12 protein-coding genes are annotated in these 18,919 nt (G+C 71.2%); 10 read left to right on the top strand and 2 right to left on the bottom strand.

The genetic code is table 11. From position 1 onward, the window contains the following. Window positions 1-9 precede the first annotated feature (9 nt). A complete protein-coding gene (locus tag ACFVHV_RS14520; protein ID WP_380351392.1) occupies window positions 10-1,278 on the top strand; it encodes a hypothetical protein in 1,269 nt (422 codons plus the stop codon). 81 nt (window positions 1,279-1,359) lie between these two features. On the opposite strand, the gene ACFVHV_RS14515 is transcribed toward ACFVHV_RS14520, so the two are convergent. Both ACFVHV_RS14515 and eccCa read right to left on the bottom strand, forming a co-directional pair. After that, window positions 1,360-2,763, bottom strand: coding sequence for an APC family permease (locus tag ACFVHV_RS14515; protein WP_359911612.1), 1,404 nt, complete (start codon window positions 2,761-2,763; stop codon window positions 1,360-1,362). Window positions 2,764-3,228: 465 nt separating this feature from the next. After that, entirely contained in the window at window positions 3,229-7,173 is a 3,945-nt protein-coding gene (eccCa, locus tag ACFVHV_RS14510) for a type VII secretion protein EccCa (RefSeq protein WP_359911609.1), read from the bottom strand. A gap of 359 nt (window positions 7,174-7,532) precedes the next feature. Here eccCa and eccD point away from each other — a divergent pair, with 359 nt between their 5' ends. From eccD to ACFVHV_RS14465, 9 genes are all read left to right on the top strand, one after another. Then, complete coding sequence (gene eccD, locus ACFVHV_RS14505) at window positions 7,533-8,990, top strand: type VII secretion integral membrane protein EccD (RefSeq protein ID WP_359911606.1); 1,458 nt, start codon at window positions 7,533-7,535, stop codon at window positions 8,988-8,990. A gap of 224 nt (window positions 8,991-9,214) precedes the next feature. Beyond that, complete coding sequence (gene rpsO / locus ACFVHV_RS14500; RefSeq protein ID WP_031072625.1) at window positions 9,215-9,505, top strand: 30S ribosomal protein S15; 291 nt, start codon at window positions 9,215-9,217, stop codon at window positions 9,503-9,505. Window positions 9,506-9,959: 454 nt separating this feature from the next. After that, the gene (locus ACFVHV_RS14495; protein ID WP_359911603.1) at window positions 9,960-12,167 is read left to right on the top strand and encodes a polyribonucleotide nucleotidyltransferase; all 2,208 of its coding nucleotides are present in this window, start codon (window positions 9,960-9,962) and stop codon (window positions 12,165-12,167) included. Window positions 12,168-12,307: 140 nt separating this feature from the next. Next, the gene (locus tag ACFVHV_RS14490) at window positions 12,308-13,639 is read left to right on the top strand and encodes a M16 family metallopeptidase (RefSeq protein WP_380351422.1); all 1,332 of its coding nucleotides are present in this window, start codon (window positions 12,308-12,310) and stop codon (window positions 13,637-13,639) included. Window positions 13,640-13,671: 32 nt separating this feature from the next. Continuing rightward, the gene (gene dapB, locus ACFVHV_RS14485; RefSeq protein WP_359911600.1) at window positions 13,672-14,418 is read left to right on the top strand and encodes a 4-hydroxy-tetrahydrodipicolinate reductase; all 747 of its coding nucleotides are present in this window, start codon (window positions 13,672-13,674) and stop codon (window positions 14,416-14,418) included. A 40-nt stretch (window positions 14,419-14,458) separates the two neighbouring features. Further along, complete coding sequence (locus ACFVHV_RS14480; protein WP_359911597.1) at window positions 14,459-14,917, top strand: tetratricopeptide repeat protein; 459 nt, start codon at window positions 14,459-14,461, stop codon at window positions 14,915-14,917. Then, window positions 14,914-15,645: an FAD-dependent thymidylate synthase gene (thyX, locus tag ACFVHV_RS14475; protein ID WP_359911594.1), complete on the top strand. Its 732-nt coding sequence runs from the start codon at window positions 14,914-14,916 to the stop codon at window positions 15,643-15,645. The genes ACFVHV_RS14480 and thyX overlap by 4 nt, the downstream gene beginning before the upstream one ends. Before the next feature lie 215 nt (window positions 15,646-15,860). Next, entirely contained in the window at window positions 15,861-16,760 is a 900-nt protein-coding gene (gene dapA, locus ACFVHV_RS14470; RefSeq protein ID WP_359911591.1) for a 4-hydroxy-tetrahydrodipicolinate synthase, read from the top strand. Between the two features lie 170 nt (window positions 16,761-16,930). Then, entirely contained in the window at window positions 16,931-18,616 is a 1,686-nt protein-coding gene (locus tag ACFVHV_RS14465) for a ribonuclease J (RefSeq protein ID WP_359911588.1), read from the top strand. Window positions 18,617-18,919 lie beyond the last annotated feature (303 nt).

Here is an 18,919-nt window from a genome sequence, read left to right as displayed (position 1 = left end):
TGAACACCCATGTCCGAACCGGACAAGTTCGAGGACGATCTTCTCTACGCCCTCACCCGTACGGGCGAAGGCTTCCGCACCGAACAGGCCGACCTGGTCGCGGGCGGCTACCGGCGCGGCCGCCGCCGCTGGCGCCGCCGCTCGACCGCCGCCGTGGTGGGCGGTGCGGCCGCCCTGGCCCTGGTGGGCACCGGCGCGGTGTTCCTGGGCGCCCCGGCCGGCAAGGACGCGGGCACGGTGAGCGCGGCCTCCGCCCCGGCGGGCGCCACCCCCGACGCCACCACCCCCGACGCCACCGGCAGCGCCGCCGCCGCGGCCACCCCGACCTCGGTGAAGTCCTCCGCTCCGACGGTGGTCTCCGGTGACGAGGTGGTGGCCACCTTCCGGGCACTGCTGCCCAAGGGCCAGGTGTCCGACGCGAAGGGGCATGGAACCGACGAGAACAGGGGGAGTTACGCGGACGCCAACCTGGTCTTCGACGATGGCCAGGGCCGGTCGCTGATGGGCCTCAGCATCCAGAAGCACCGCCCCAAGGACGTCCAGCCGCAGACCTGCCCGACGAACCTCAAGATCGCCTCGATGGACTCCTGCACCGTCACCGTCCTGCCGGACGGATCGAAGCTCATGCTCACCCAGGGCTACGAGTATCCGGACCACCGGGCCACCACCAAGGAGTGGCGCGCCTCGGTGGCCCGTCCGGACGGCGGGCTGATCGGCTTCAGCGAGTGGAACTCCCCCCAGGAGAAGGACGCGCCGGACAGCCGGCCCAACCCGCCGCTCACGCTGGACCAGCTGAAGGCCGTCGTCACGGACAAGTCCTGGGACCGGGTCGTCGCGGCCCTCAAGTTCGACGGCGTCGACACCGAGGCGATCGACCCGGGCCTGTCGCTGCAGGACCGCGAGACCGTCCTGACCGGGCTGTTGCCCTCCGGGGTGACCGTGACCGACCGCAGGAGCCGGGAGCTGCGGGCGGACTTCGACCTGGCCGGGGGCGGGCGGACCGGGACCCTGACGCTGACGGTCGAGAACTGGGCGAAGGCCCCCGACGACCGGCCGGGACCGGAGTCGTACCAGGACGCGGAGACCCTGCCGGACGGGACGAAGCTCCTCGTGCGCGGCGCGGTGGCCAGCGCCCCGAAGGGAGTGCTGGTCGTGGACGCGATGCGGCCGGACGGCATGGAGGTCCTGGTCACGCTGGCGTCGAAGGGCGATCCGCTGATGACCGCGGCGGAGCTGCGGGCGATCGCCACCAGCCCGGTGTGGAAGGCGAAGAAGTAGGCGCGGGGACCGGACGCGCACACGGCGGTGCCCCGGGCTGGGGGAGGCCCGGGGCACCGCCGTGTGGGGGAGGGGTGGGGGTCAGTCCTGCTGGTCCTCGGGGAGGCTGATCACCCAGCGGGTGTCCTGCCGGGGGCGCAGGTAGAACAGCCAGTAGAGGGTGGCGGCGGCGGTGATGCCGCCGGTCCACAGCAGGGGCTCGGTGTCCAGCTTGGTCATGACGTAGACCAGGACGGCGATCAGCACGATCGGGACGGCCGGCCACAGCGGCATCCGCCAGGCGGCGGCGTGCTTGTGGTGGGCGCGGCGGGAGAGCAGCGCGGCGATCGCGACCAGCAGGTACATCCCGGTGACGGCGACGCCGGTGATGTTGCTCAGCAGTTCGCCCTTGACGAAGCAGAGCGCGGCGCCGGGCAGGCCGACCGCCAGGGTGGCGATCCACGGCGAGCCGAAGCGGCCGAGGGTGCCGAAGGCCTTGTTGACCGGCTCCGGCCAGGCCTTGTCACGGGCGGAGGCGAACAGCACCCGGGAGTTCTGGATGACCATGACGATGCCGGCGTTGATGATGGCCAGCGCGACGCAGAGGCTGATGAAGGTGCCGACCGCGGAGTTGCTCCAGGCGGTGACCATGCCGGAGATGTCGCCGGCGGACAGGGTCTGGAGGTCGGGGGCGCCCATGGTGATGGCGACGACCGGGACCAGGATGATGGCCGAGGAGATGCCGAGCGTCCACAGCACGGTGCGCGAGACGTTGCGGCGGGGGTTCTCCAGCTCTTCCGACAGGTAGACCGCGGTGGAGAAGCCCTGGGTGATGAAGAGGGCGATGCCGAGCGCGCCGACGATGGCGCCCACGCTGACCGTGGTGGTGGCGCCGTTGTCCCCGGTGACCACGCCGTGCAGCAGGCTGGGGGCCCCGCTGTTGGTGTGGGCGAAGCCGAGCACCGAGACCACGCCGGCCGCGATGACCTCCAGGACCAGGAAGATGCCGGTGATCCAGGCGTTGGCACGCAGGTCGAGCAGGCCGGCCAGGGTGGCGGCCAGCATCACGGCGGCGCCGGTCATGGCCTTGTCCAGGTGCAGGACGGGGGCGAGGTAGTCGGCGGTGCCGAGGGCGATGACCGACGGGACGATCATCACCACGATCAGCGAGAGCACGAAGACCAGCCAGCCCATCAGCCGTCCGGCGAGGGTGCCGACCATCGCGTACTCGCCGCCGGCGCTGGGGATCAGGGTGCCGAGCTCGGAGTAGCAGAACGCGACCGCGACGCAGAGCACGGTGCCGATCGCGATGGCCAGCGCGGTGGCGCTGCCGATGCTGGAGAACAGTTCCGGCACGATCACGAAGAGCGTCGAGGCGGGCGTGACGCAGGACAGCGTGAGCAGGGTGCCGCCCACCACGCCGATCGAGCGCTTGAGCTGCTGGGGCGCGGCCGCCTCGGCCGCCGGGGCGGCTACGTTCTGTGGCGGACGAAGCGTGTCGGTCATGTGGCTTCCGATCGGCTCTGCGGTGCTGGAGTGGGAGCGGTATCGCCTCCGCTGGCTGGTTGCTCGGTGTCCGGTTCCAGTCGCTCCCTGGCCGCCATGGAACCTTGGGCGTATTGATTGCGTCAACGCCGGAACTGCTTCGGAATCCGTTGCGGTGAGCGGCGCGGACATGCGATCCGATGATCACTTTCGGTCATTGCGAGCTTTGTCCGACTTGTTACCTCGGCTACATTGCAATTGAATCGAAGGTGAACAAAGGGGGAGCAGTGTGATTCAAAGGCCATGCTCCGGATGGACGGCGACACGCCAGGTGCCCCCGAAGCGCCCGGCAACTCCCCGGCCGGGTACGGGAACCGCAGCCCCCGCCCGGAAAGTGGCAGGTAACGTTTCGGAACCTGGGACGCCGAAGGGGCCGGACCCCACGGGTCCGACCCCTTCGCTCACCGTCCGTGACGGCCGGCGCGGCTACGCCACCGGCAGCCAGCCCGTCTGGACCATCTGCCCGCTGGTCACCCGGCGTGACACGTAGACGCCCCGGCCCGGCGGCAGCGCCTGCGGCTTGACCGTCCCCAGCAGCGCGCCCTCGTCCCGGTTGCCGGAGAGGATCACGCCCTGGCCGCCGAGCTCGCGCATCCGCTGCAGCACCGGCTCGTACAGCGAGCGGCCGGCGCCGCCCGCGCTGCGGGCCACGATCACCCGCAGGCCGATGTCGCGGGCGAACGGCAGGAACTCGGCCAGCGGGGCCAGCGGGTTGCCCGAGCTCGTCGAGACCAGCTCGTAGTCGTCGACGATCACGAACATGTCCTTGCCGCTGTACCAGCTGCGGTTGCGCAGCTGCTCGGCGGTCACGTCCGGGCCCGGCAGGCGGCGCGAGCAGGCGCCGCGCAGCATGTCGACGATGGCCGCCATGGCCGGCTGCGCGGCCGCGTACTCCACCAGGTACTCCGGCGGCACGGTGCCGAGCAGCGCGCGCCGGTAGTCGCCGACCACGATGCCCGCCTGGTCCGGGGTGTAGCGCTCGGTGATCTGCTTGATCAGCATCCGCAGCACCGCCGACTTTCCGGACTCGGTGTCGCCGAAGACGATGAACAGCGGGTCGGTCTCGAAGTTGACGAAGGCCGGCGCCAGCTCCGCCTCGTCCACGCCGAAGGCGACGCCGCGCTCCGGGTGCTCGAAGCCCTTCGGCAGCGAGTGGCCGTCCAGTACGGCCGGCAGCATCCGCACCTGCGGGGCGCGCGGGCCGGTCCAGGCCCCGTCGATGGCGCTGACCAGCCCGGCCACCCCGGTCTGGAGGTCGTCCACCGAGGAGGAGCCGTCCAGGCGCGGCAGGCCGGACAGGAAGTGCAGCCGTTCCGGGGTGATGCCGCGCCCGGCCAGCGGCGGGACGTTCTGCGCCACCCGGCGGTCGACCTCGGACTCCATCGCGTCACCGAGCTTCAGCTCGGTGCGGTTCTGCAGCAGGTCCTTCAGCGCCGGGCGCACCTCGGCGTACCGGGCCGCGGTGATGACCAGGTGCACGCCGTAGCCGAGGCCGCGCTGGGCGATGTCGCCGATCACCGGCTCCAGGCCCTCGAACTCCTGCTTGAAGGTGTTCCAGCCGTCGATCACCAGGAAGACGTCGCCGAAGGCCTCGTCCGGCAGCTGGCCGGCCGCCCGGCGGGCCCGGTAGGTGCCGATGGTGTCGATCCCGGCGGCCCGGAACAGCTCCTCGCGCCGGTTGAGCACCCCGTGCACCTCGGAGACCATCCGGCGCACCTTGTCCACGTCCAGGCGCCCGGCCACCCCGCCGACGTGCGGCAGCCCGGCGAGCGACTGGAAGCTGCCCGCGCCGAAGTCGAGCAGGTAGAACTGCACCTCCAGCGGGGTGTGGGTGAGGCCGAACGAGGCCACCGTGGTGCGCACCACGGTGGACTTGCCGGAGCGCGGGCCGCCCACGATCAGGCCGTGGCCGGCCGCCCCCGCGTAGTCGACCTCCAGGATGTCCGTCTTCTGCTCGCGCGGCTTGTCGACGATGCCGATCGGCACCCGCAGCCGGCCCGCCGGGTAACCGGGCGCGGTCAGTCCGCGCTCCGGCACGACCTGCAGCGGCGGCAGCAGGTGGTCCGTGCTCGGCGCCTCCTCCAGCGGCGGCAGCCACACCTGGTGCGCGGCCGGGCCCTGGCCGGCCATCCGCTGGACGAACACGTCCAGCACGGTGTCCACCAGGGCGTCGTCCTGCTCCGGGGCCTGCGGCGCGACCTCCTCCTCCACCGGGTCCGGCAGGTCCACGAAGGCCGCGGTGAACTCGACCGGGCGCGCGTTGACCCGCCGCCCGCCGGTCGACCGCTGCTGCCCCGGCGCCCGGTACGGCCCCGAGACGTAGGCGGCCTTGAACCGGTCCATCACGTCCTCGCCGAACTTGAGGTAGCCGACGCCCGGCACCGGCGGCAGGTGGTAGGCGTCCGGTACGCCGATCGCCGCCCGGGACTCCGCGGCCGAGAAGGTGCGCAGACCGATCCGGTACGACAGGTAGGTGTCCAGGCCGCGCAGCTTGCCCTCCTCCAGGCGCTGCGAGGCCAGCAGCAGGTGCACGCCCAGCGAGCGGCCGATCCGGCCGATCTGGATGAACATCTCGATGAAGTCGGGCTTGGCGGTGAGGAGTTCGGAGAACTCGTCGATGATCAGAACGAGCGAGGGCAGCGGGTCCAGTGCCGCGCCGGCCGCCCGGGCCCGCTCGTACTCGTGGATGTTGGCGTAGTTGCCCGCCGAGCGCAGCAGTTCCTGGCGGCGGTGCAGCTCGCCCTCGATCGCGTCGCGCATGCGGTCGACCAGGGTGAGCTCGCCCTCCAGGTTGGTGATCACCGCGGAGGTGTGCGGCATGTCCGCCATGCCGGAGAAGGTCGCACCGCCCTTGAAGTCGGCGAGGACGAAGTTCAGGATCTCCGAGGAGTGGGTCATCGCCAGTGCCAGCACCAGCGTGCGCAGCAGCTCCGACTTGCCGGAACCGGTCGCGCCCACGCACAGGCCGTGCGGGCCCATGCCCTCCAGCGCGGCCTCCTTGATGTCCAGGTAGACGTGCTCGCCGTTGGCGCCGACGCCGATCGGCACCCGCATCCGCTCGTGCTGGGCGCGCGGGCGCCAGCTGCGGGCCACGTCGAAGGAGCCCGGGTCGCCCGAGCCCATCATGTCGGTGAAGTCGAGGTTCGACAGCAGCGGCTCGTCGTCCCCGCCGGCCGAGATCCGGTACGGCGCCAACTGCCGGGCCAGCGCCTCGGACTGCCACACCGACAGCAGGTCGGGCTTGCCGGTGTACGTCGCGCCGGAGGCCGAGCGCAGCACCAGCTCCTCGGCGCCGACCGTCACCATCAGGTGCCCGCTGGGCTCGTCGACCTCGCCCGGCACCACCTCGATGACGGTCACGCCCTGCACGCCCTCCGGGCTCGCCAGCAGCGATTCGTGCGGCACCCCGGCGCCGTCCATGACGACCACCAGGTGCGGCTGGTCGGACGGCGGCGCCACTTCCCGCACGAAGCGCTGGCGGCCGGCCAGTTCGTCCTGGAGCAGGTACTCCAGGTCGCCCAGGTCGCTCGCGAACAGCCGGCGCGAGCCCGCGCCGTCGGCCTCCTTGCGGTGCTGGTTGTGCGGGAGCCACTTGGTCCACTCCCACTCGTCGGCCGCACCGGGCGCGGCCGCGACCGCGACCATCAGGTCGTCCGGCGAGTGCAGGGTGGTCAGCTGGGCGATCATCGCGCGCACGTTCCCGTACACCGAGTCCGGGTCCCCGCACACCGTGATGTGGTAGAACGCCCGCAGCGAGACCGCCAGGGGCAGGTCCTGGAGGGTGCCGTGGGCCTTCAGGAAGGAGTGCATCGCGGCCGCCGACAGCGGCTCCAGCTCGTCCATCGGCGCGGTCTGCGGCGCCACCAGCGGCGTGGACAGCTGCACCGGCCCGAGGCCCACCCGGATCTGCGCGAAGTCGCCGTCCCCGGTCCGCCGTTCCCACAGCCGCCGGCCGTCCTCGACGATCGACCAGAGCTGGTCCGGCGCCGGGTTCAGGAACAGCAGCGCGCCGCGCTGGCGCTCCGCCGTGCGGCGCACCTGGCGGCGGGTCTGCTGGAGGTACTTCAGGTAGTCGCGCCGCTCGTCCGCCATCGCGGTCGAACCGCCCTTGCGGGCCCGGACGATCTGCGCCAGCACCATGCCGAGTGTCGAGGCGATCATCAGACCGCCCATGATCTTCATCGGCGCCGCGGCCCCCGGCGAGAAGAAGAACACCGCCGATCCACCCATGCCCATCATCGGCAGGATGCTCATCAGCCAGTCCTCGCCGCCCTGCCGGGGCAGTTCGGGCGGGCTGACCAGCTCCACCGGTTCGTCCGGCACGGTGGGCGGGTACGCCCTGGCCGGTCGCTTGACCGTGATCACACCCATGTGTCATCCACCCCGCGGCGTCGATCGATCACTTCGGTATCAGCCCTCACGCGATTGCGTACGGTCCGTACGGGAATCCGGTGGCTGAGGACGCCCCACCCAGCGCAGCCCCCGTACCTTTGCGCAGGCGCCGATCCTAACGGTCGCCCCCGCACCGCCCGCCAGGGCCCGGTACGCACCGGCAGCGGACACGAACCGAACGGGTAGGGTAACGCCGCGCCAACTCGCGGCCCGGCCGGGCCGGTTCCACAGCAACACCGAGCGCCGCCGTGCCTCGGCACCGTCAACAAGGGGGAGCGCCAAGTGCGTCGAAGGATCGAGGTGGGTGCCCTCATGGGCGAGCGCAGCGAGGTGGACGCATGAGCGCCACCGCGACGGGCTACTGCCGGGTGACCGTCGTCGCCCCGGACCGCCGGATCGACGTCGCCCTGCCCGAGGACGTCCCGCTCGCGGACGTCTACCCCGAAGTGCTGCGCCTGGCCAACCAGAGCCAGCCCGACGGCACCCCCACCGGCTTCCACCTGGTCCGCCGCGACGGCACGGTGCTCGACAGCGGGCTGCCGCTGGCCGCCCAGCAGGTCCGCGACGGTGACCTGCTGGCGCTGCGCCCGTTCGCCGAGTCGCTCCCGCCGGCCGTCTACGACGACGTCGCCGACGCGATCGCCAGCGCCGTCGAGGCCGACCGCCGGTTCTGGACCGCCGAGCTGATGCGCGGCTTCGGCCTGATCGGCGCCGGGGTGCTGCTCACCCTGCTCGGCTTCGCGCTCTGGTTCTCCGACCTGCGCCACGACATGCACGGCCTGCCCGGTGTCCTGGCCGGCGTCAGCGCCGTCGTGCTCACGGCGCTCGCCGGGGTGCGCGCCCGGGTCTACCGGGACGCCCACGCGGCCGTCGCGCTCGGCCTCGGCGCGCTGCCGCACGCCATGATCGGCGGCAGCGGCCTCATCGCCGTCGCCCACCCGGGGGACGGCCCCGGCCGGCTCCAGTTCCTGGCCGGCTGCGTCGCCGTCCTGGTGGTCTCCGTGCTGCTGGCCGGCCTGCTGCCGGAGAAGGACGCGGTGTTCGTCGCCGCCGCCTTGGTCTCCACCGCCGGCGCGCTCGCCACCTTCGCGGCCGTCCTGCTGCCGCAGACCCCGGCCGGGCACATCGCCGCCGTCACCGGCGTCGCCGCCGTCGCCGTGGTCGGCTTCCTGCCGAGCCTCTCCGCCCGCTTCGCCCGGCTGCCGGTCGGCTTCAGCGCCCCCGGCCAGACCCGTACCCGCAGCCGCGACTACGACGAGGAGGCCGAGCGCGCCGAGGCCGTCCAGTACGAGCGGATCGCGCACCAGGCCCGCCGCGGCCACGAGGTGCTGGTCGGCCTGGTCGGCGGCTGCGCCGCGGTCGTGGTCGGCGCCTGCGCCGTCCTCGGCTTCACCGACGAGACCTTCCCCGAGCTGCTCGCGCTCGCGCTGGGCCTGACCACCATGCTGCGCGCCCGGCTGTTCCGCTACACCGCGCAGGTGCTCAGCCTCACCGTGGCCGGCCTGCTCGGCCTGAGCCTGCTGATCGTCGGGCTCTCCCTGCACACCCCGCAGTTCTTCCTGCGGGCGGCCGGCTCCACCACCGAGCTCGACCTGCGCACGATCTGGCTGACCGCCTCGATCGCCTTCGGCGCCGCGCTGCTCACCGCGATCGCCCTGGTGGTGCCGCGGCTCGGGGTCTCCCCGTTCTGGGGGCGCATCCTGGACCTGGTGGACAGCCTCACCCTGATCTCGCTCGTCCCGCTGGCGCTCGCCGTCCTGGACGTCTACCGGCTGGTCCGCGGCGCCACCGGCTGACCCGCGGGCCGCCCGCCGCGGCCCCCGATGCCGCCCTCCCGGCCGCCCGCGGATCCACCGGACGGCCGGGTGGGGCGGCACTGGTACGCTTGGCCTCCGAGCGCAGCCGTGTGTCCGCAGCCCCGTCGTGGGCCGCAGGGCGTCGGCGGCGCTCGCGACACCGAGTTCTCGATGAGTCCTGTGCTGTCGACCAGGACCGCTCGGTAGACCCCGAAGGAGTTGCAGTGGCTCTCGCCTCTGACGTCAAGAAGCAGATCTTCGCCGAGTTCGGCCAGAAGGAGGGCGACACCGGTTCCCCCGAGGTCCAGGTGGCCATGCTCTCCCGTCGTATCTCGGACCTGACCGAGCACCTCAAGACCCACAAGCACGACCACCACTCGCGTCGTGGCCTGCTGATCCTGGTCGGCCAGCGCCGCCGCCTGCTGCAGTACCTGGCCAAGAAGGACATCGAGCGCTTCCGTACGCTCGTCGACCGCCTGGGCATCCGCCGCGGTGCCGCCGGTGGCGCCCGCTAAGACCGCCGCTCGGGGCGGCTCCCCACACCGGGGAGCCGCCCCTCGCGCGTATGCCGCGGCGATCGGGCCGCGGCGCCCGCAGATAACAACTCGCGCGCACCTCCCCAGGTGGCCGAGGATTGCACCGTAGGGTTGTGGGCATGCCGGGTGATGGCGCAAACAGCGCGCCACCCGGGCAGAAGGACCCGAACCCCCCGCGGGACGAAGGCTTCAAACGGAAGCCGCCCGCATCCGAGAGAGCGTCCAGACGCGGACCGCCCAAGCCGGCCCGGCAGCCGTGAGGCGCCGGTCCTCGGTAGTGGCCGTCGGAACCCCCGCAGACCGAGCGGGGCACTCCGGAGGCTTCGATCGAAGACCGGCCCGACTGCCGCCCTCCTGGCGAGGGCCCGGGGCCCACCGCAGGCAGTACGCGGGGACGCTCTCCCGGAGACGTACGAAAGAGGAGATCTTCCAGGTGGAAGAGAACGTGTTCTACGCCGAGGCCGTGATCGACAACGGTTCCTTCGGCACCCGTACCATCCGCTTCGAGACCGGCCGTCTGGCCCGTCAGGCCGCCGGTTCCGCCGTGGCCTACCTGGACGACGACACCATGGTGCTGTCGGCCACCAGCGCGTCCAAGCAGCCGAAGGAGCACTTCGACTTCTTCCCGCTGACGGTGGACGTCGAGGAGCGGATGTACGCCGCGGGCCGTATCCCCGGCTCGTTCTTCCGTCGCGAGGGCCGGCCCTCCGAGGACGCGATCCTCACCTGCCGCCTGATCGACCGCCCGCTGCGCCCGTCCTTCGTCAAGGGCCTGCGCAACGAGGTCCAGGTCGTCGTCACCGTGATGGCGCTCAACCCCGACCACCTGTACGACGTGGTCGCCATCAACGCCGCCTCCGCGTCCACCCAGCTGGCGGGCCTGCCGTTCTCCGGCCCGATCGGTGGCGTTCGCGTCGCGCTGATCAACGGCCAGTGGGTGGCCTTCCCGACCCACAGCGAGCTGGAGTCGGCCGTCTTCGACATGGTCGTCGCCGGTCGCGTCCTGCCGGACGGCGACGTCGCGATCATGATGGTCGAGGCCGAGGCCACCGACAAGACCATCAAGCTGGTCGAGGGCGGCGCCGAGGCGCCGACCGAGGAGATCGTCGCCTCCGGCCTGGAGGCCGCGAAGCCGTTCATCAAGGTCCTGTGCGCCGCGCAGTCGCAGCTGGCCGCCCAGGCCGCCAAGCCGACCGGCGAGTTCCCGGTCTTCCTGGACTACCAGGACGACGTCCTCGCCGCGCTGAGCGCCGCCGTCAAGGACGAGCTCGCCCAGGCCCTGACCATCGCGGGCAAGCAGGAGCGCAACAACGAGCTGGACCGCGTCAAGGCGCTGGCCGCCGAGAAGCTGCTGCCCGAGTTCGAGGGCCGCGAGAAGGAGATCAGCGCCGCCTACAACGCGCTGACCAAGAAGATCGTCCGCGAGCGCGTCATCAAGGACAAGGTCCGCATCGACGGCCGCGGCGTCACCGACATCCGCACCCTGGCCGCCGAGGTCGAGGCCATCCCGCGGGTGCACGGCTCGGCCCTGTTCGAGCGCGGCGAGACCCAGATCCTGGGCGTCACCACGCTGAACATGCTGCGCATGGAGCAGCAGCTGGACACGCTCTCCCCGGAGACGCGCCGCCGCTACATGCACAACTACAACTTCCCGCCGTACTCCGTCGGTGAGACCGGCCGCGTGGGCTCGCCCAAGCGCCGCGAGATCGGCCACGGCGCGCTCGCCGAGCGCGCCCTGCTGCCGGTGCTGCCGACCCGCGAGGAGTTCCCGTACGCCATCCGGCAGGTCTCCGAGGCGCTCAGCTCCAACGGCTCCACCTCGATGGGCTCGGTCTGCGCCTCGACCATGTCGCTGCTGAACGCCGGTGTGCCGCTGAAGGCCGCTGTCGCCGGCATCGCCATGGGCCTGATCTCCCAGGAGATCGACGGCGAGACCCACTACGTCACGCTGACCGACATCCTCGGCGCCGAGGACGCGTTCGGCGACATGGACTTCAAGGTCGCCGGCACCCGCAACTTCATCACCGCCCTCCAGCTGGACACCAAGCTGAACGGCATCCCGGCGTCGGTGCTCGCCGCCGCGCTGAAGCAGGCCAAGGACGCCCGCCTGCACATCCTCGACGTGATGAACGAGGCCATCGACTCGCCCGACGAGATGTCCCCGAACGCGCCGCGCATCATCACCATCAAGATCCCGGTGGACAAGATCGGTGAGGTCATCGGCCCCAAGGGCAAGATGATCAACCAGATCCAGGAGGACACCGGCGCCGAGATCACGATCGAGGACGACGGCACCATCTACATCGGTGCCGCCGACGGCCCGGCCGCCGAGGCCGCCCGCACCACGATCAACCAGATCGCCAACCCGACCATGCCGGAGGTCGGCGAGCGCTACCTGGGCACCGTGGTCAAGACCACGACGTTCGGCGCGTTCGTGTCGCTGATGCCGGGCAAGGACGGCCTGCTGCACATCTCGCAGATCCGCAAGCTGGCCGGCGGCAAGCGCGTCGAGAACGTCGAGGACGTCCTCGGCGTCGGCGCCAAGGTCCAGGTCGAGATCGCCGAGATCGACCCGCGCGGCAAGCTCTCCCTGATCCCGGTCGTCGAGGGCGAGGAGGGCGGCGAGGCCGCTTCCGAGTGAAGCGCCGCTAGCTGACCCCGCGGCCCGTACGCCTCCCGGCGTGCGGGCCGCACCCCGTTGTCCACGCGTTCGTCCGTACGTGCCCATCCACACGTGCGTTTCCTCTGGAGGTACCCCCCGTGGCGCAGGCCCCGGCGGTAATGCAGCGTCCCGGCACCACCCGGACCCTGCTCAAGGGCGTCGACGGCGCCGGGACGGTACGCCGCACCGTCCTCCCCGGCGGCCTTCGGGTCGTCACCGAGACCCTGCCCACGGTGCGCTCCGCCACCTTCGGCATCTGGGTCGGCGTCGGCTCGCGGGACGAGACCCCGCAGCTCAACGGCGCTACCCACTACCTGGAGCACCTGCTCTTCAAGGGCACCGAGCGGCGCAGCGCGCTGGACATCTCGGCCGCCCTGGACGCGGTCGGCGGCGAGATGAACGCCTTCACCGCGAAGGAGAACACCTGCTACTACGCCCGGGTCCTGGACACCGACCTGCCGCTGGCCATAGACGTGGTCTGCGACATGCTCACCGGCTCGCTGATCCGGCCCGAGGACGTGGAGTCCGAGCGCGGCGTCATCCTGGAAGAGATGGCGATGGCGGAGGACGACCCGGGCGACGTGGTGCACGACCTGTTCGCCAAGGTGATCTTCGGCAGCGGCCCGCTCGGCCGCCCGATCCTCGGCACCCAGGAGACCATCAGGACGCTCACCCGGGACCAGATCGCCGGCTTCTACCGCCGCCGCTACCGGCCCGAGAACCTGGTCGTCGCGGCGGCCGGCAACCTCGACCACCGCAAGGTGGTGAAGCAGGTCGAGCAGGCCTTCGCGGCGGTGCTGGTGGCCTCCACCGCGGCCCCCGCGGAGGCCCGCCGCGGCGTCAAGGCGCTGCGCACGGCCGGCCGGGTCGAGGTGCTCAACCGCTCCACCGAGCAGGCCCACCTGGTGCTGGGCGTGCCCGGCGTGCCGCGGCACGACGAGCGCCGCTGGGCGATGGGCGTGCTCAACGCGGCCCTCGGCGGCGGGATGAGCTCCCGGCTGTTCCAGGAGGTCCGCGAGAAGCGGGGCCTGGCGTACTCGGTCTACTCGTACTCCTCGTCCTACGCGGACAGCGGCCTGTTCGGCATCTACGCGGGCTGCCAGCCCAAGCGGGTCGAGGAGGTGCTGCGGATCTGCCGCGCCGAGCTGGCCAAGGTGGTCGAGGAGGGCATCACCGAGGAGGAGCTGAACCGGGCGATCGGCCAGATCTCCGGTTCCACCGTGCTCGGCATGGAGGACACCGGCTCGCTGATGAACCGGATCGGCAAGGCCGAGCTCAGCTACGGGCACCACCTGTCGGTGGACGACATGCTGGAGCGGATCGCCGCGGTGACCCTGGAGGACGTCCACGCGGTGGCGCGTGATGTGCTGGGCGCGCACCGGCCGTCGCTCGCGCTGATCGGCCCGGTCAATGACAAGCGGGCCGCCAAGCTCGCCGACCTGCTGGTCTGATCCGCTGATTCCCAGGTGAGAGGAACTTTGCTATGACGCTGCGTGTCGCCGTGATCGGCGCCAGGGGTCGGATCGGCTCCGAGGCGGTCAAGGCCGTCGAGGCCGCGCCGGACCTGGAGCTGGTGGCCGCCCTCGGCCGCGGCTCGAAGCTGGAGGAGCTGACCGAGGCCGGTGCCCAGGTCGCCGTCGAGCTGACCCATCCGGACTCGGTGATGGGCAACCTCGACTACTGCCTGGACCACGGCATCCACGTGGTCACCGGCACCACCGGCTGGACGGACGAGCGGCTCGCCACCGTCCGCGGCCGGCTGGCCGAGGCCCCGGAGCTCGGCCTGCTGATCGCCCCGAACTTCTCCATCGGTGCCATCCTCGGCATGAAGTTCTCCCAGATCGCCGCCCGGTACTTCGAGTCGGTCGAGGTGGTCGAGCTGCACCACGACCGCAAGGCCGACGCGCCCAGCGGTACCGCCACCCGCACCGCCCAGCTGATCGCCGCCGCCCGGGCCGAGGCCGGCCGGCCGCCGCAGCAGGACCCGACCACCCACAGCCTGCCCGGCGCGCGCGGCGCCGACGTGGACGGGGTGCCGGTGCACGCGGTGCGGCTGCGCGGCCTGCTCGCCCACCAGCAGGTGATGTTCGGCGACACCGGTGAGACGCTCACCATCCGGCACGACTCGCTGCACCACAGCAGCTTCATGCCGGGCATCCTGCTGGGCGTGCGCAAGGTCGTCGGGACTCCGGGGCTGACCTTCGGCCTCGAACACTTCCTGGACCTGTGACAGTGTCGATCCGAACCGAGCCGACTCCCGGAGGGGCCCGATGACCTCCCGTACCGGTTTCTTCGTCCTGTCCGGCGTGCTGCTGCTGGTCGCCCTGGTCTGCGTGGGCGAGGGCGTCCAGCTGATCGCGACCGGCAAGCCGCTCGGCATCGGCATCGGGATCTGCGCCTTCGTGATCCCGGTGATCGGCGTCTGGTTCCTGCGCCAGACCGTCCGCTTCGGCCGGGACAGCGAGCGGCTGGCCCACGAACTGGAGGCCGAGGGCGGCCTGCCGGTGGACGAGCTGAAGCGCAGCAAGGGCGGGCGGATCGACCGGGCCTCGGCCGACGCGGTGTTCGCCCGCCGCCAGGCCGAGGCACAGGCCGCGCCGGGCGACTGGCGGGTCTGGTTCCGCCTCGCCGTGGCGTACGCCGACGCCGGCGACACCCCGCGCGCCCGCAAGACCATGCAGCACGCCATCAAGCTGCACAGCACCGAACCCGCAAGGAGTAACGCGTGAGCGACGAACCGACGGCCCCCAGCTTCCGCAGCGACGTGACGGTGGAGCTGGTCCGCAGCGCCGCCGCCGACTCGGACGTCATCTGGGCGGCCCGGGTCTCGACCGCGGGCGAGCAGTCCCTGGAGGCCCTCCAGCAGGACCCGGAGAAGTCCAAGGGCCTGATCAACTTCCTGATGCGCGACCGGCACGGCACGCCGTTCGAGCACAACTCGATGACCTTCTTCATCAGCGCGCCGATCTTCGTGTTCCGGGAGTTCCACCGGCACCGCAGCGGCTGGTCGTACAACGAGGAGTCCGGCCGCTACCGCGAGCTTCAGCCGGTCTTCTACGTCCCGGGCGAGGAGCGCAAGCTGGTCCAGCAGGGCCGCCCCGGCAAGTACGAGTTCCACGAGGGCACGCCGGAGCAGCACAGCACCACCACCGGGGCGATGGAGGCCGCGTACCGCGAGTCCTACGCCCGCTACCAGGAGATGCTGGCCGCCGGAGTGGCCCGCGAGGTGGCCCGCGCGGTACTGCCGGTGGGCCTGTTCTCCTCGATGTACGCGACCTGCAACTCGCGCTCGCTGATGCACTTCCTGTCGCTGCGCACCCGGCGGGAGAACTCGGCGGTGCCGTCCTTCCCGCAGCGCGAGATCGAGATGGTCGCCGAGCAGATGGAGGAGCAGTGGGCCCGGCTCATGCCGCTCACCCATGCGGCCTTCGAGAAGCACGGCCGGGTCGCCCCCTGACCTGGGACGACCGGCATACGGGCAGAGTGTCTGGCATGTCTGGATTGCGGCTTATCTAGCCGCTCCCTACATTCGTGAACACGGATTCCGGTGCTGCCCGAACCCCCGAGCGGGCAGCACCGGAATCCCACGTCCGCGCCACCGACGCGCTACACCTGTCCGAACACTGGACCGGCATGGGTAACGCCCCACCGCCTACGAGTAGCTTTGGACGCATGGCTCCGACCTCCACCCCCCAGACGCCGTTCGGCCGGGTCCTGACCGCCATGGTCACCCCGTTCACCGCCGACGGCGCGCTCGACCTCGACGGCGCCCAGCGCCTCGCCACGCACCTCGTGGACTCCGGCAACGACGGCCTCGTCGTCAACGGCACCACCGGTGAGTCCCCGACCACCAGCGACGCCGAGAAGGCCCAGCTGGTCCGCGCCGTGGTCGAGGCGGTCGGGGACCGCGCCCACGTGGTCGCCGGCGTCGGGACCAACGACACCCACCACAGCGTCGAGCTGGCCCGGCAGGCCGAGGCGGCCGGAGCGAACGGCCTGCTGGTCGTCACGCCGTACTACAGCAAGCCCCCGCAGGAGGGCCTGTACCGGCACAACGTCGCCGTCGCCGACGCGACCGGGCTGCCGGTCATGCTGTACGACATCCCGGGCCGCAGCGGGGTCGCGCTGAGCCACGAGACGCTGGTCCGCCTCGGCGAGCACCCGCGGATCGTCGCCAACAAGGACGCCAAGGGCGACCTCGGCGCCGCGGCCTGGGCGATCGCCCGCTCCGACCTCGCCTGGTACTCCGGCGACGACATCCTCAACCTGCCGCTGCTGTCCGTCGGAGCCGTCGGCGTGGTCAGCGTCGTCGGGCACGTGGTGGCCGGGGACCTGCGGGCGATGATCGAGGCCTTCCTGGCGGGCGATGTGGTCAAGGCCACGAGCATCCACCAGCGCCTGCTCCCGGTGTTCAGCGGTATGTTCCGCACCCAGGGAGTGATCCTCGGCAAGGCCGCGCTGGAACTCCAGGGACTGCCCGCCGGCCCGCTGCGACTGCCGCTGGTCGGAGCGACGCCCGAGGAGATCGAGCGATTGAAGCAGGATCTCGCCGCCGGCGGGGTACACCTTTGACAGACACGGACGTGCGCGCCCCGGCTCGCCGGACCTCCCAGGGTCCGCCGCTGAACCGGTCCGAAGGCGCGAGAGCACAGACCCAGTAGGAAAACGACACTGAGTACGCGCGCCATATGTCTCCAGGGGGAGGACCCCGGGCATATGGCGTGCGTCGTGAGGAGAGTCTTTTGAGCCACCCGCACCCCGAGCTCGGCGCGCCCCCGGCACTGAAGGAGGGCGCCCTCCGCATCACTCCGCTCGGCGGCCTCGGCGAGATCGGCCGCAACATGACGGTCCTCGAGTACGGCGACCGCATCCTGATCATCGACTGCGGCGTCCTCTTCCCCGAGGACGAGCAGCCCGGCGTGGACCTGATCCTCCCGGACTTCAGCTACATCCGGGACCGTCTCGACAAGGTCGACGGCATCGTCCTCACCCACGGGCACGAGGACCACATCGGCGCCGTCCCCTTCCTCCTGCGGGAGAACCCGGACATCCCGCTGATCGGCTCCAAGCTGACCCTGGCGCTGATCGAGGCCAAGCTCGCCGAGCACCGCATCCGGCCGTACGTGCTGGAGGTCAAGGAGGGCGAGCGCGAGCGCATCGGCCCCTTCGACTGCGAGTTCATCGCCGTCAACCACTCCATCCCGGACGCCCTGGCGGTCGCGGTCCGCACCCCGGCCGGCATGGTCGTGGCCACCGGCGACTTCAAGATGGACCAGCTGCCGCTGGACGGCCGCCTGACCGACCTGCCGACCTTCGCCAAGCTGGCGGAGGAGGGCATGGACCTCCTGCTGGTGGACTCCACCAACGCCGAGGTCCCCGGCTTCATCCCGCACGAGCGGGACATCTCGGCGGCGCTGCGGAACGTCTTCGCGAACGCCGACAAGCGGATCATCGTGGCCTCCTTCGCGAGCCACGTGCACCGCATCCAGCAGGTCCTGGACGCGGCCCACGAGTACAAGCGCAAGGTCGCCTTCGTCGGCCGCTCGATGGTCCGCAACATGGGCATCGCCCGCGACCTCGGCTACCTGAAGGTCCCCGGCAACATGGTCGTGGACGTCAAGCAGCTGGACGACCTGCCGGACAAGGAGGTCGTGCTGATCTGCACCGGTTCGCAGGGCGAGCCGATGGCGGCGCTGTCCCGGATGGCCAACCGCGACCACCAGATCCGCATCGTCGAGGGCGACACCGTCGTCCTGGCCTCCTCGCTCATCCCGGGCAACGAGAACGCCGTCTACCGGGTGATCAACGGCCTGACCCGCTGGGGCGCCAAGGTCGTGCACAAGGGCAACGCCAAGGTGCACGTCTCCGGCCACGCCTCGGCCGGCGAGCTGCTCTACTTCTTCAACATCTGCAAGCCGCGCAACCTGATGCCGGTCCACGGCGAGTGGCGCCACCTGCGCGCGGCCGCCGAGCTGGGCATCGCCACCGGGGTGCCGCGCAACCGCGTGGTCATCGCCGAGGACGGTGTCTGCGTCGACCTGGAGCGCGGCGTCGCCCGCATCGTCGGCAAGGTGCAGGCCGGCTACGTCTACGTGGACGGCTCCTCGGTCGGCGACATCACCGAGGCCTCGCTCAAGGACCGCAGGATCCTCGGCGAGGAGGGCTTCATCTCGGTCTTCGTCGCGGTCGACTCGACCAACGGCAAGATCGTCGGTGGCCCGACCATCCAGGCCCGCGGCTCCGGCATCGACGACAACGCGTTCGTCCCGGTGGCCGCCAAGCTCCAGGAGGCGCTGGACCGCTCGGCGAGCGACGGTGTCCTGGAGCCCCGTCAGGTGCAGCAGCTGGTCCGCCGCACCATCGGCAAGTGGGTCGCGGACAACTACCGCCGCCGGCCGATGATCCTGCCGGTCGTCGTCGAGGTCTGACGCTCGCTCAACACCGGCTGAGGCCGGTTTGACGTGGGGCAACCCGGTGCGTAATGTTCTCCGGGTTGCCCCACGGGACGGCCCCTCGGAAACGGGCTCGAATCTGAATTCGAGAACGACCGGGGAAAACGGACCGAGAAACTCTGATAGAGTTCGGGAGCGCCGAAAGGCGAAAGCGAATCGAATGAATGAAACTCCGGAAAACGGAGCGGAAAACATCTGATAAGCTGGAAACACGAAAGAACGAAGCCCGGAGGGTCCGCTGGAAGGCGGTCCGAAGGAAGCGTCCGTTCCTTGAGAACT

Source organism: Kitasatospora sp. NPDC127116 (assembly GCF_042677365.1).
Lineage (GTDB): Bacteria > Actinomycetota > Actinomycetes > Streptomycetales > Streptomycetaceae > Kitasatospora > Kitasatospora lactacystinica.
Note: the sequence above shows the minus strand (reverse complement) of the source record. Positions and strands in the feature narration are given on the sequence as shown.